This window comes from Curvibacter lanceolatus ATCC 14669 (assembly GCF_000381265.1).
Taxonomy (GTDB): Bacteria; Pseudomonadota; Gammaproteobacteria; order Burkholderiales; family Burkholderiaceae_C; genus Curvibacter; species Curvibacter lanceolatus.
Genome location: NZ_KB906296.1, coordinates 1 through 12,853, shown reverse-complemented (window position 1 = coordinate 12,853; position 12,853 = coordinate 1). Strand labels below are relative to the sequence as shown.

General features: G+C 67.0%; 11 protein-coding genes and 1 pseudogene. All 12 read left to right on the top strand.

Going from position 1 to position 12,853, the window contains the following annotated elements; translation table 11 throughout:
• Window positions 1-120: 120 nt before the first annotated feature.
• Window positions 121-2,097, top strand: coding sequence for a prohead protease/major capsid protein fusion protein (locus tag F624_RS33045; protein WP_157443732.1), 1,977 nt, complete (start codon window positions 121-123; stop codon window positions 2,095-2,097).
• Window positions 2,098-2,158: 61 nt separating this feature from the next.
• A complete protein-coding gene (locus tag F624_RS0131330) occupies window positions 2,159-2,491 on the top strand; it encodes a DUF2190 family protein (protein WP_019578319.1) in 333 nt (110 codons plus the stop codon).
• A 43-nt stretch (window positions 2,492-2,534) separates the two neighbouring features.
• Window positions 2,535-2,861 (top strand): head-tail joining protein, encoded by a 327-nt coding sequence (locus tag F624_RS0131325; RefSeq protein WP_019578318.1) that lies wholly within the window; start codon window positions 2,535-2,537, stop codon window positions 2,859-2,861.
• Window positions 2,858-3,334, top strand: coding sequence for a hypothetical protein (locus F624_RS0131320; protein WP_019578317.1), 477 nt, complete (start codon window positions 2,858-2,860; stop codon window positions 3,332-3,334). The genes F624_RS0131325 and F624_RS0131320 overlap by 4 nt, the downstream gene beginning before the upstream one ends.
• A gap of 42 nt (window positions 3,335-3,376) precedes the next feature.
• Window positions 3,377-4,027, top strand: coding sequence for a phage tail tube protein (locus tag F624_RS0131315; RefSeq protein ID WP_019578316.1), 651 nt, complete (start codon window positions 3,377-3,379; stop codon window positions 4,025-4,027).
• A 78-nt stretch (window positions 4,028-4,105) separates the two neighbouring features.
• Window positions 4,106-4,459, top strand: coding sequence for a phage tail assembly chaperone (locus tag F624_RS0131310; protein ID WP_019578315.1), 354 nt, complete (start codon window positions 4,106-4,108; stop codon window positions 4,457-4,459).
• Window positions 4,460-4,479: 20 nt separating this feature from the next.
• The gene (locus F624_RS0131305; RefSeq protein ID WP_019578314.1) at window positions 4,480-4,836 is read left to right on the top strand and encodes a DUF1799 domain-containing protein; all 357 of its coding nucleotides are present in this window, start codon (window positions 4,480-4,482) and stop codon (window positions 4,834-4,836) included.
• 48 nt (window positions 4,837-4,884) lie between these two features.
• Window positions 4,885-9,843 carry a phage tail length tape measure family protein gene (locus tag F624_RS0131300; protein ID WP_019578313.1) on the top strand — a complete coding sequence of 1,653 codons (4,959 nt, stop codon included), beginning with the start codon at window positions 4,885-4,887 and terminating at the stop codon, window positions 9,841-9,843.
• Window positions 9,844-9,856: 13 nt separating this feature from the next.
• The gene (locus tag F624_RS0131295) at window positions 9,857-10,780 is read left to right on the top strand and encodes a hypothetical protein (RefSeq protein ID WP_019578312.1); all 924 of its coding nucleotides are present in this window, start codon (window positions 9,857-9,859) and stop codon (window positions 10,778-10,780) included.
• The gene (locus tag F624_RS33800; protein ID WP_245573780.1) at window positions 10,780-11,538 is read left to right on the top strand and encodes a hypothetical protein; all 759 of its coding nucleotides are present in this window, start codon (window positions 10,780-10,782) and stop codon (window positions 11,536-11,538) included. Before F624_RS0131295 ends, F624_RS33800 begins: the two co-directional genes overlap by 1 nt.
• Window positions 11,538-12,629, top strand: coding sequence for a glycine-rich domain-containing protein (locus F624_RS35255; protein ID WP_157443731.1), 1,092 nt, complete (start codon window positions 11,538-11,540; stop codon window positions 12,627-12,629). The genes F624_RS33800 and F624_RS35255 overlap by 1 nt, the downstream gene beginning before the upstream one ends.
• Window positions 12,630-12,647: 18 nt before the next feature.
• Window positions 12,648-12,853 (top strand): annotated as a pseudogene (locus F624_RS33030) (hypothetical protein); the annotation flags it as partial.

The window sequence follows — 12,853 nt, the reverse complement described above, 5'->3', positions numbered from 1 at the left end:
GTTTCCAGCGCTCACAGGCGGACAACTCCGCCCCTGATTCCTCCCCCCTCGCCACCGCGCAAATCGTCTTCACCACCGGTGCGGGCGTGAAGTGCTTTGACTGGTTCCGCGACCGGGCCTATGTCGAAGAACTGGTGGTGGAAGAGGGCGCTATCCGCTTGGATCGTCTGCGCCGGGGGGGCGCCGCTCCTGAACACCCACAGCCAGTGGAGCCTCGAGGCCCAGCTCGGCGTGGTCGAAAACCCCATCATTCAAAACGGCCAAGGCACCTGCAGCGCGACCTTCTCGCGCCGTGAGTCGGTGGCTGGCTACGTGCAAGACGTGGCTGACGGAATCATCCGCAATGTGTCGGTGGGCTATGTGCGCCATCGCATCGAGATGGTGGCCCCAGCGAACGAGGGCGAGCTGTGGCGTTACCGCGTGGTCGATTGGGAACCTTACGAGGTCTCCCTGGTGCCCATCCCCGCCGACATGGACAGCCAGATCCGCTCCGGTGCTGGTGCTGCTGGTGCGACTTCTGCCCCTGGCGCCGATGGCGCAGCCCCCTCAGACCAGGCCTTCCAGCTTCGCACCTTCCCCTGCGAGTTCATCGAGACCCGCGCCCATTCCCTGCCCACGGTGGGCCTCTCCGCCGAAACCCAAACCCGAAAGGATTCCTCCATGCCTCAGAGCACTGATGCCGGCGGCAGCACCGCCACGGCCCCCGCTTCTTCGTCCTCCTCGTCCGCAGCCCCTGAAGCCGGCACCGTCGCTCAGCGCAGCCAGGCTGATGCCGCAGCTCAAGCAGCCATTGCCGCAGCTTCTGCCGCCGCCGACATCACCGATCTCTGTGCCCGCCATGGTGTGGCCCACCTGGCCGCTGGCCTGATTCGCTCGGGCAACTCGGTGGAGCAGGCCCGCAGCTCGGTGCTCGATGAGCTGGCCCGCCGCGACGCGGCCAGCGGTGGCCACCGAAATGTCCAGGGCGGGCAGGGCGGCCAGATCCAAACCGTGCGCGATGAGATGCAAACCCGCATGGCCGGCATCGAGCAGGCCATCTTGCACCGCGTCGCTGCGCAAACCCAGTTGGACGACAACGGTCGCCAGTACCGGGGCATGAGCCTGCTAGAGCTGGGCCGCGACTTCCTGGAGGGCCACGGCGTCAGCACCCGCGGCATGGACCGCCTGACGCTCGCCACCCGCATGCTGCACTTCCGAGCCGGTGGCATGAACACCACCAGCGACTTTCCGTCGCTGTTTGCCAACGTGGCCAACAAGCGCCTGCGCAGTGCCTACGACGAGAACCCCGGCACCTATGCGCTCTGGGCCCGCCGCGCCCCCAATGCGCCCGACTTCAAGAACATCACGATCACCGCGCTCTCGGCCGCCCCCGACCTGCTGCGCACCAATGAACACGGCGAATTCAAGTACGGCTCGATGAAGGACGGCGCCGAGTCCTACCAGGTGCTGACCTATGGCCGCATCGTGTCCCTGTCGCGCCAGGCCATCATCAACGACGACCTGCGGGCCTTTGACCGCCTGGTGAGCGCCTTCGGCTTTGCCGCCCGACGTCTGGAGAACCGTCTCGTCTACGCCCAGCTCACGGCCAATGCGGCGCTGTCTGACGGCACCACGCTCTTCCACGCGGATCACGGCAACCTGGGCACCGGTGCTGGCAGCGCTCTGCAGTTCACAGCCCTGTCGGCCGGCCGCACCGCCATGCGCCTGCAAAAGGGCCTGGCCGGTGAAGAGCTGGGCATCGCGCCGAGCTACCTCATCGTGCCCGCGTCCCTCGAGCAGACCGCCTATCAGCTCACCAGCAGCAACTACGTGCCGGCCCGCCAGGCAGATGTGAACGAGTTCCGCAGCGGCGGCCGCACCTCGCTGGAGCCCATCGTCGAGCCCCTGCTGGACGGCAACAGCACCACCGCCTGGTACCTGGCTGCGAGCAATGCGCAGGTCGACACGGTGGAGTACTGCTACCTGGACGGCGCCGAAGGCCCAGTGATCGAGACCGAGGTGGGCTTTGAGAGCGACGGCGTTTCCTACAAGTGCCGCGAAGACTTCGCTGCCAAGGCCATTGAGCACCGCGGTCTCTACAAGGCCGCCGGCGGTTAAGGCACCGCCACCCCAGACCACCCACCCAGCCAACCCCTCCATCCCCTCAGGAGCCCCTCAAATGAAAAACTTCATCCAGTCCGGCGACACCGTGCCCCTGCCGGCCCCCTATGCCGTCAACGGCGGCGACGGCCTGCAGGTCGGCGCACTATTTGGTGTGGCCACCAGTGCGGCAGCGGCCGGCGCCACGGTCGAGACCAACCTCGTGGGCGTCTACGACCTCAATGCCCTGAGCGCCGATGTGGGCGCAGCCGGCACCAAGGCGTACTGGGACAACGCCAACCGCCGCGTGACCGTGACCGCTGCAGGCAACGCCCTGATCGGTGCGCTGCTGTCGCCCAAGGCGGCCAACGAGACCACAGCCCGCGTGCGCCTCTCCGGGGTCGCCGTCTGAGCATCCGCGTAACCCCACCAGATCTGACCAGGTGACCAGCGCCATGCCCAAGCCCTTCGCCCTCCTGGAGGCCCGCACTGCAGCCGCCGCTTTCCGCCGGCTGTCGAACTGTGCCGCCTTCATCGAGAACGTGAACGAGACCGACAACGGAGACGTAAGGGTGGACGCCATCTTTGCCAACGGCTACGCCGCGGGCCAGGTTGGCGCCCTGGGCATGGCCTCGTCACAACCGGCACTTGCCTTGCCCACGGTCCAGGTCCCAGCCAACCCGGTGGGCCTGCGCGTGACGGTCAACGGCCAGGCCTACCTCATTGCCGATGCCCGCAACGACGGCACCGGAGAAACCCACCTGCTGCTGGAGCTGGCATGAACAACGCACCCGCCGCCACTTCACCCAACACGATCTCCACCATCTTCCTGCAGGCGGTGCAAGCCATGGTCGCCACCCTGCAGGCCGCCCCCGCGGTGGCCCCCAAGGTGTACCGCACCCGGCTGCGGCCCCTGAGTCAGCAAGACAGCACCGCCGTGGTGGTGCGCCTGGCGGGCTCGGACCCCGACACCTCGGTGGGGCAGGGCGCAGTCATGGTCTGGGGCACGGCTGTATCGGTCGAGTGCTACGCCCGCGGCAACACCCTGGCCCCGGCCGACGAGGCCGTGGACGACCTGCTGGCACGGGTCTACACCCGGCTGCAGCAGGAACCGAGTCTCGGCGGTGTGGCCGGAGGCGTCACCCCCCACAGCCTGAGCGTGGACTACGACGTGGACGGTGATCAGACCGCCTGCGCCACGGTGACCCTGCTGGTGCGCCACGCCAGCGCCCCGGCCTCGGTTCAGCCCTTCTAACTCCCCCCACTTCCTCACCCTTTACCTTCAAAGGAAACCTTCATGGGACAAGCCATCTTCTGGAGCAACGTCGGCATTGACGTGCAAACCGCCCTGGGTGCCGCCATCACCCTGGTCAGCATCAGCAAGGCCGCCACCGGCGTGGCCAAGTACTCGGGCGCTGTTGACCCGAACGTGGGCGACATCATCTTGATGGCCGCGCAAGGCATGTACCAGGTCGACAAGCGCCTGTTCCGCATTGCCAACGTCAACCCGGCCGCCAAGACCTTCGAGCTGGAGAACGAAGACACCAGCACCTACGACGGCCTGGTGGCCGGCAGCTTCCAGGTCGTCACCTTTGGCGCGAGCTTTGCCACCGTGCAAAGCGTGAACGTCTCGGGCGGCGACCCGGAGTTTGCCGACGTCACCACCATCCACGACAACGTGCGCAAGCGCGTGCCCACCATCGTGAGCCCGCTGTCGTTTGGCATGGACAACATCTTCGATCTGGCCGACCCCGGCTTTGTGGAGTGCAACAAGGCCTACAAGGCCAAAAGCATGCGGGCCGTGCGATTGCGCTTTGGCACGGGCGCCAAGATGCTCTTGCTGGGCTACGTGGCCGCAGCCGGCGTGCCCACCGGCCAGGCCCAGGGCGTGGTGCAGACCAAGGTCTCGATCGAGGCCCAGAACATGCCCACGGTGTACCCGAACTGATCGCTAGGTCGATCTGTGTCAGCCACGCGCAGGGCCTACCCCTGCGCTCCCATCCTCCCCCCTTATCCCATCTCCACCATGAACCCCACTGCCATCGCTACCGCCGCCGCTGCTGCCTTCACCTTCGACCTGCCCGCCACCTTCTGGATCGATGTCACCCTGACCACCCCGGGCGCCCAGCCCGACCAGGTGCTGCCCCTGGAATTCAAGTACCGCACCCGCGAAGAGATGGAGGCCCTGCCTGCCGACATCGAGGGCAAGACCGATGCCGAGATCCTGGGCCTCTTGATCAACGACTGGAAAGCACCCGGCCGGCCCTTCACGCCGGAGAACGTGCAGCTCCTGATCAGCCGCTTCCACCGGGCCCCGCGCGAGATCTTCGACGCCTACCGCGACGCCCACTGGAACAGCAAGGCCCGCGCAAAAAACTAAAGGACTGCGCCCGCGTCCTGGTGCGCGGAGCGCAGCCCCCCGATGAAGCCGCCGCCAGCCGCCTGGGCTTTGGCAAGCACCTCGCCCTTCTCCAGCAACTCACCGAGCCCCCGTCCCTGAATGTCTTCCCTGACAACCAGATCCCTCTGGCCATCTTCCGGCGCATGCAGTTTGCGTGGCGGGCTCTCATGGGCCCGGACGGGGCGCTGCACTTCCTGGGCATGGACTGGTCAACGCTGCACCGCTACGAGCTGGCCTACGGCCTGGACGATGCCCAACGCGTCGACCTCTTCCAGTGCCTGGAAATGCTCGAAGCGGCCTGGCTGCAAGAAATGCACGCCTACCAGGCCGAGCACCGCAAAGCCCGCGGCTCCTGAGAACCGGGTCTGTGCCACCCGTGCCGCCCGTATCGAAGGGACGGCCCCATGACAAACCCGAACACCACCATCGTCCTGACCGCGGACGATCAGACCGCAGGCACCCTGCAGGCCTTCACGGCCAACATGCGGGCCGCCCAGGCCCAGGCCGGTAACCTGGGGCAGGGTCTCGGCCAAGCCACGGCCCCCATGCAGCAGCTCGGTGCCTCGGCCGCGCAAACAGCGGCCGCCATGCGCATGGTGCCGGCCCAGGTCACCGACATCGTGGTCAGCCTGCAGGCGGGCCAGAAGCCGCTCACGGTGCTCATGCAGCAGGGCGGCCAGCTCAAGGACATGTTCGGCGGCGTGGGCAATGCCACCAAGGCGCTCGGTACCTATATCGGCGGCCTCCTCACGCCGACGAACCTGGCCATCGCGGCGGTGGCGGGGCTTGGTCTGGCTTACTACCAAGGCAGCCAAGAGGCTTCCGCTTTCCAGAAGGCCATCACTCTGTCGGGCAATGCTGCAGGCGTCACCGCCGGCCAGATGCAGGACATGGCCCGGGGTCTGGCGGTCATGCAGGGCACGCAGTCCGCAGCCTCCGCTGCTCTCATCGAGATGGCCAGCACCGGCCGGGTGGCGGGCGAGAGCCTGCAAAGCTACACCCGGTCGGCGCTGGACATGGAGCGGGCCGTGGGCACGTCGGTGGCCGAGACCGCCAAGGCCTTTGCCCAGCTCGGCGAAGCGCCCCTGCAGGCGTCGCTCAAGCTGAATGAGTCGACCAACTACCTGACGGTGGCCCTGTACAAGCAGATCAAGGCCTTGGAAGACCAGGGCAGGGCGACCGATGCGGCCAAGGTCGCGCAGGATGCCTACGCCTCGATGACCGAGCAGCGGGCTCAATCCATTCTGCAGAACCTGGGGTATGTCGAGCGGGCCTGGCTGGGTATCAAGGATGCCGCCAAGATGGCCGGCGACGTGATCATGGACCTGGGCCGCAGCGCCACGCCCACGGACCAGCTCGCGGCCATCAACGCCCAGATCAACGAGGTGATGCGTGGCAATGGCCTGAAGAACGCCAGCCTGTCCCAGGCCATCCGCGGCATGTTCGATGACACGGTGGTCTCCAAAGAGATCCTGCCGGCCCTGCAAGCCCAGGCGGCGGCCGTGGCCGCCACCACCTATGCCCAGGAACAAAACAGCAAGGCCCTGGCCGAGGGCAACGAGCGCCTCAAGGCCCGGGCCGCCTTCGACACCGAACAAGCCAAGTTCTTGAGCAATGAGCTCAAGATGCGCCAGGAAATCGCCAAGGTGCAGGCCCAGTTCCAGGCGGCCGATGGCGAGATCAGCGCCAAAGAACGCGATGCCCTGATCCAGAACATCCGCGACAAGTACAAAGAAAAAACGCCCAGCACGGCCGCCGGCGCCGGCGAGAACGAAGTCGCCCGCATCCGCGCCCTGATCAAGGAAGAAGAAACCCTCACCGCGCGAATCAAGGAACGCGGCATCGAGGGCGCCAAGCTCTCCGACAGCGAGAAGCTTGTTGCCCGCATCCAGGAGGACCTCAAAACCAGCATCAGCGGTGTGGCCCGGGCCAACAAAGAAGCGGCCCTGGTCGAGGCCCAGCGTTACGTGCAGGTGCAGGCCAGCCGCACCGAGCAGGAGAAGCAAGCCCAAGCCGTGGCCGATTCGCAAAAGGCCTACGACGCCCTGGTGGCCGATACGAGGAAGGCTGCGGCGGCCATTGGCCAGCAGGCCAGTGAGCTGGAAGCCGCCAATGCCGTGTGGGGCAAGGGCAAGGCCGCGATCGAGGAATTCCGCCTCGAGCAGATGAAGCTGAAGCTGCAAGAGGCCGACAGCAGCGACTCTTTCAGGCCCGACTACGTGGCCGAACTCCGGGTCCAGGTGGCCGAGCAAGAACGCCTGCTGACCGCCAGCCGCGTGAAGGACTACAAGACCCTGGCCCAGGCCCAGGAGGAATACACCCGCAAGGTCGAGGAAGAGGCCCTGCTGTACACCGATGAGGTGGGCCTGCTGGGCCAGACCACCCGCGAGCGAGAAAAGATCGTCGCCGTGCGCAAGGTCGAGCTCGAGCTCGCCAAGCAGCTCGCGGCCATTGATCGCTCGGGTGCCTCAGCTGAAGACAAGGCCCGCTTGGTCGACCAGGCCCAGGCTGCGGCTGCGATTGCACGCTCCACGGCCCTGGCCAAGTCCGAGCTCAACACCCTCACCGACATCATCAATTCGGTGGACCACACGGCGCAGTCCGTCTGGACCAATGTGTTCCAGGGTGGACAGTCGGCGTTTGAAAAGATCGGTGCGACGATCAAGGCCAGTGTCCTGGACATGCTGTACCAGCTCACCATCCGGCGCTGGGTGGTCAGCATCACGGCCAATGTGCTGGGCGGGCTTGGGGGCTTGGCCGGCGGTATCGGCGGAGGCTCCAGCGGCCTCTTGAACCTGGCCGGCTCCGCTTCGAACCTGTATGGCGGGGCCAGCCTGCTGGGCAGCGGGGTCGGTGCGATCTTCGGCACCACGGCCGGCAATGCGGCCATGGGCGTGTCGATGGGCCTTGGCGCCGGGTCGTCGTCGGCCGCGGCCGTCGCTGCTGCCCAGGCCGGCGGCATGGGGGCGGGAGCTGCTGGGGCAGCCGGCCTCGGGGCCTCCATCGGTTCGGCCATTCCCTACGTGGGTGCGGCCCTGGCGGCCTACTCGTTGCTCTCTGGTTTGAACGGCGGCGAGACCCGCTCCGGTGGCCAGTACGGCGTGGCCTACGACGGCGAAGTTAAAAACAACCGCCGCGATGAGGTCTACACCTACGAGGGCCAGCAGTACAACCGAGACAACAGCCTGCGCCCCGATGGCACGCGCAAGGCCGTCACCAATGGCCAGGCCTACCTGCTCGAGGCTGATGGCATGGGCGACCGGGAAGACGCCACGCGCAAGGCGGTGTCGAGCACGGCCGAGAGCATCAATGCCATGCTCAAGAGCCTGGGCAGCAAGGCCTACCTCACCGACTACCACGCAGGCCTCGAGACCTCGGGCAATGGGCGGGGTGGGGTGTTTGCCGGCGGCAGCCTGAATACGGGCGCCACGTTTGGCGAATCCGGCAAGGGCAGCAACTACTCGGGCACCTTGTACGAGACCAGCAGCACGCGCAGCCCCGACATGGCCACAGCGGTGGCAAACTTCACGCTGGACCTCAAGCAATCCACCATCCAGGCCCTGCAGGCCGCGCAAGACATCCCGCAGTCGGTGGCGGCCAAGCTCAAAGACATCGATGCCGAGAAACTCAGCGATGAGGAAGCCACCAAGCTCATCACCGAGATCAACAGCCAGATCGCGTCCGTCGAGGCCCTGCGCACCCTGGCCGGGGCTCTTCCGCTCAAGTCCCTCAAGGATCTCTCGTTTGACGCGGCCGACGGCCTCATCAACCTGGCCGGCGGCATTGATGCCCTGAACCAGAAGATCAGCGGCTATTACGAAAACTTCTACAGCCAGGACGAGCGCAACGCCCAGACCCTGGGCAATGTGAGCGCGGCGCTGCAAAGCGTGGGCCTGTCCACCCCCAAGACCCGCGAAGCCTTCCGCGCCCTGGTCGAGGCCCAGGACCTGAGCACCGAGTCCGGGCGCAAGGCCTACGCCACGCTAATGAACGTGGCCGATGCCTTTGCCAGCATCACCCCGAGCGCCGAGGACCTGGCCAAGGCGGCCCAAGCCAAGGCCGATGCCGACAAAGCACAGGCCGAAGCGGCCGCGGACGCCAAGAAGAAGGCCCTGCAGGCTGCCACGGACGCCGCCTACGCTTCCCTCGAGCGTGCCGTCGCCGCCGAGAAGAACCGCCTCCAGGCCGCCAAGCAAGTGGCCCAGGAATCGGTCAACACCCTGGGTTCCCTCTTCAACACCCTGAAGGGCCACGTCACCGAGCTGTACAACACGGTGGAGGCTACCCAGGCGCAAAGCGCCCGCGCGGGGCTGCAATTCATCGACCAGGCCCTGGGCACCGCCCGCAGCACGGGCTACCTGCCCGACGCCACCAGCCTGAGCGACGCCATCACGGCGGCACGCTCGGGCCTGGACTCGAGCCAATTCGGCTCGGCGTTTGAGCAGCAGCGGGCTCAGCTCACCCTGGCGGGCAAGCTGGCCGAGCTCAAGGACCTGACCGGTGTGCAGAAGTCGGTCGCCGAGCAGCAGCTTGCCACCGCCGAGGACCAACTCGCGAGCCTGGACAAGATTCTGTCGAACGCCAAGGACCAGGTGGATGCCCTGCGCGGCATCGACACCAGCGTGCTCAGCGTGGGCCAGGCGCTGGAGAAGATCTCAAGTGCCTTGCTTGGCGAAAAGGATGGCAATGCCTCGGCCACGAAGCCCGGGGTGCAGGTCACGAATCCGGGCTCGCAGTTCACGGTTGGGGGAGGGGGCTCGGGGACTGGGCCGGCCACGGGTGGCTCGTCCGGTGGCTTCACCGTCGGCGGCGGTGGTGGCGGCACATCATCCCCCTCTACCAAGTACAGCCGCGAAGTGAACCTCGGCGCCGGTGCCTTCACGGTGGGCGTCACCGACCCCGCGGAGATCTCGCGCCTGGACAGCCTCTCCACCCTCGCGCAGAAGTTCACCGGCACGGGCAATGTGAAGGGCCTGCTCGAGGCCACCCAGGCCAGTGGCGCCACTTTGAGCGACCTGGCCACCGTGGCGGGCTTCCGCTACGAAGACCTGCTCAAGGCGGCGGAATCGGTGGGGGTGCCGCGCTTTGCGGTGGGGACCAACTACGTGCCCCAGGACATGCTGGCCCTGATCCATGAGGGCGAGGCCATCGTGCCCAAGGCTTACAACCCGGCTGCGCACGCGCTACCTCAAACCGACAGCGCCCCCGCCGAACTGCTCACCCGCCTGATCGCCGAGGTGCAAGCCCTGCGGGCCCAGACCGCCCAGCTCGAAGCCCAGGCCCGGCGCACGGCGGATGCCACCAACGGCAACCCCGAAGGCGGGGCCGTGCCCATGGCTCTGGTGGAGGACCACACCCAATGAAGGCGATTCACCAATGAATATCTTGGTTCCCCTCACCATCACCGAGGCCATGCTGGCCGACTGCAACATTGCCGAGCCGGCAGTGGGCGAAGTCGAATGGGTCTCGGGTGCGGCCTGCGCCCTGGGCGAGCGTCGTATCCGCAAGGCCACGCACCGCATTTACGAATGCGTCAAGGCGGTGGCAGCGGGCCGCACGATGTTGCCCGAGGCTGATGCCGAGTACTGGCTCGATGCGGGCCCCACGGCTCGCTGGGCTGCGTTTGACACCGAGGTCAGCACGCAGGGGCGCATTGCCTCGCCCCTGACCTATGTGCTGCGCCCGGGCTTCTTCAATGCGATTGCCTGCTACGGCCTGGACGGCGCCACGCTGTCGGTGGTCGTCAAAGACAAGCCCGCAGGCACCGTGGTCTTCAGCAAGACCCTGGTTCTGCAGGAGGACCCGCTCGATTGGTACGACTGGGCGTTTGGTGCCATCAAGCCGCTCACGCGCTGCCTGATCCGGGACCTGGTGCCGTACCCCGAAGCCGAGCTGACCCTGTCGCTCACGGCGCCCGCGGGTGGTGTGGTGGGCGCGGGCATGGTGGTGCTCGGGGACCTGGTGCCCCTGGTCAATGCGGACACCTGGGGCGGCACCCAGCCGGGTGCCACGGCCGAGCCCGTCACCTACTCGTACATCAAGACCGACGACTACGGCGGCACCTCGATCAAGCGCCGCCGATCAGCGACGGACATGCGCTTCAAGCTGATCTTGCCGCGCGAGCAGGCCGACTACGTGCTGTCTGTGGTGCAAAGGGTGCTCGATGTGCCCGCGGCTTGGATCGCTACGGACGCCGCCGGCTTCGTCGGCCTCAACGTCTTCGGTCTGGGCAGTGGCTCCATGAGCTACGACAACGCCCAGACCGCCACCTTCAGCGGCTATGTGAAAGGAATGGTCTGATGCCATTGGTTAATCCTCCCACCCTCGATGACCTCCCGGCCACGCCGGACCGGGCCGATCGAACGAGCTTCGCTGTGCGCTGCACCGCGCTCTTCGATCACCTCAAGAACACCAGCGTGGCCCAGTGGCGGGCTGCTCTCAGCTGGATGAACGCTGCCGCCTCGGCGGCAGCCCAAAGCGTGCAGGATGCGGCTGGCCAGGCTTCTCTGTCTGGGCAGCGGGCCGATGCGGCGGCCGCCAGCGCCTCGGCGGCGGCCAACACCCTGGCCGCGGCTCAGGCGGCTCTCGGGGCGGTCAAGTGGGTGCCAGGCGCTTACGCCTCGGGGGCTTGTGCCTGGAGCCCCATCAATGGGCAGCTCTACCGGGCACGGGTGGCCATTGCGGCCAGCGTCCTGGACCCGATCAATGACCCGAGCAACTGGTTCTCGCTGGGCCTGATGTCGCTGCCCATCCAGCAGGTGACCAACACGGGCGGCAGCTTCTATGGCGCGGCCAATGGTGGCCTGAACACCATCAACGAGATCACCTTTGCCGGGGCGTGTGCGAAGTACCTGCCCCAGAACCCGGCCAACGGCGATGTGTGCGTGGTGGTGGTCGCCAACGGCCGCGCCGACAACAGCCTGGTGGTGAACCCCAACAACCCGATCCCCCTGCAGGTTGGCGCTAACACCGTCACCGACTCCCTGGTGCTGGGCATCCCGCCTGGCGCCATCACCTTCAAATTCTTCTCCAGCTCCAACGTGTGGAGGTACATGTAATGGCGTCTCTTCCTGATTTGCTCGGCGGCACTGCCAAGCAATACCGTTCCATCCTGGCCCTGCAGGTGACAAGCAGCCAAACCCTTGTGGCGCCCTGCGACGGCTTGGTCGACCTGTCCGTGATTGGCGGCGGTGGTTCGGGTGGGCTCTATGTTCAAAACGGCATGGCCCCCACGGCGGCGTTCGGCGGCGGTGCTGGCGGCTTTGCCCGGCGCCTGTCCCGCATCAAAAAGGGCGACGTCATCGTCGTGACCATCGGGGCCGGTGGGGCCTATGTGACCAATGCGAGCGCGGCCGGGAGCAACGGCGGGGCCTCTTCCATCGTGATCGCGGCCCAGGCTGTGAACATGGTGGCCAACGGGGGCACGGGCGGGTACATCTACTCGGGCACCGGCGTGGTGCTCGCGGGGGCACCCGGCGGCTCGGCCACGGGGGGCCAGATCAACTCGGCGGGCGGGCGCGGTGGCGGCATCGTCAACACCAATTGGACCGGGCAGCAGGTGGCCACGGGCGGTGGTGGGGTGAACCTGTTCGGTGGGGCGGACCAGACCGCCACGGCGGGCGGTGACATCGTGTTTGCCATCGCCACCGCCGGGTCTTGGGTGGCCACGGGTGGCGGCGGGGCGTTCTCGGCTGGGCTGGCTATGACCAGCGGCAACCTGTCCCAAGGCGGCAACGGGGGCAGTGGCTTCACGCTGTACAGCAGCGCGACCCACCAGGCGGACCTTGTGGCGAATTGGGGCCTGGTGCCGCTGCCCGTCGGTGGCGGTGGCTCAGGGGGATACAGCAGCGGCGGGTCGTATTCCGCGGGCAGCGCTGCCGGCGACGGTGGTGGCAGTGGTGGGGTCAACCTGCAAACGGGCAGCACGCCAGGCGGGTTCTCGGTGGCGGCGGCTGGGGCCTTTGGCGGGGGCGGCGCGATCTCGGGCTCGCCTGGAGCCAACAGCATCGCGTACGCCAGCGGCGGCACCTGGGGCGGTGGTGGCGGTGGTCTGTCCAGCGGCCAGGGCCTGACGGCACCGAACTGCCGCAGCGGCGCGGGCGGCAGCGGCTTGGCGTTCCTTCGCTTCTTTGCTGATCTCACTCCCTGACTCTCGTAAGGCAGAACCATGCGACACCTTTACAACATTCTGGGCGCCGATGGCGCCATCCTGAACACCGTGGTGGCCGACGATGCGTTTGTCACCGAACACCATGCGGGGCGCTTCGGGTTGCTCGGGCCCGCACCCGATGACCCGGTGGTGGCTGTGCCCCGGCATGTGGCGGTGGGCAGCTTCTTCGATCGCTTCGGCCCCGCCAAATGGGCCATCCTGGC

Coding starts and splice junctions, on each gene's coding strand:
- F624_RS35255 (WP_157443731.1), top strand. CDS start 11,538: ATGGCGTCTCTTCCTGATTTGCTCGGCGGCACTGCCAAGCAATACCGT.
- F624_RS0131330 (WP_019578319.1), top strand. CDS start 2,159: ATGAAAAACTTCATCCAGTCCGGCGACACCGTGCCCCTGCCGGCCCCC.
- F624_RS0131295 (WP_019578312.1), top strand. CDS start 9,857: ATGAATATCTTGGTTCCCCTCACCATCACCGAGGCCATGCTGGCCGAC.
- F624_RS0131310 (WP_019578315.1), top strand. CDS start 4,106: ATGAACCCCACTGCCATCGCTACCGCCGCCGCTGCTGCCTTCACCTTC.
- F624_RS0131320 (WP_019578317.1), top strand. CDS start 2,858: ATGAACAACGCACCCGCCGCCACTTCACCCAACACGATCTCCACCATC.
- F624_RS0131325 (WP_019578318.1), top strand. CDS start 2,535: ATGCCCAAGCCCTTCGCCCTCCTGGAGGCCCGCACTGCAGCCGCCGCT.
- F624_RS0131300 (WP_019578313.1), top strand. CDS start 4,885: ATGACAAACCCGAACACCACCATCGTCCTGACCGCGGACGATCAGACC.
- F624_RS0131315 (WP_019578316.1), top strand. CDS start 3,377: ATGGGACAAGCCATCTTCTGGAGCAACGTCGGCATTGACGTGCAAACC.
- F624_RS33800 (WP_245573780.1), top strand. CDS start 10,780: ATGCCATTGGTTAATCCTCCCACCCTCGATGACCTCCCGGCCACGCCG.
- F624_RS33045 (WP_157443732.1), top strand. CDS start 121: ATGTCGAAGAACTGGTGGTGGAAGAGGGCGCTATCCGCTTGGATCGTC.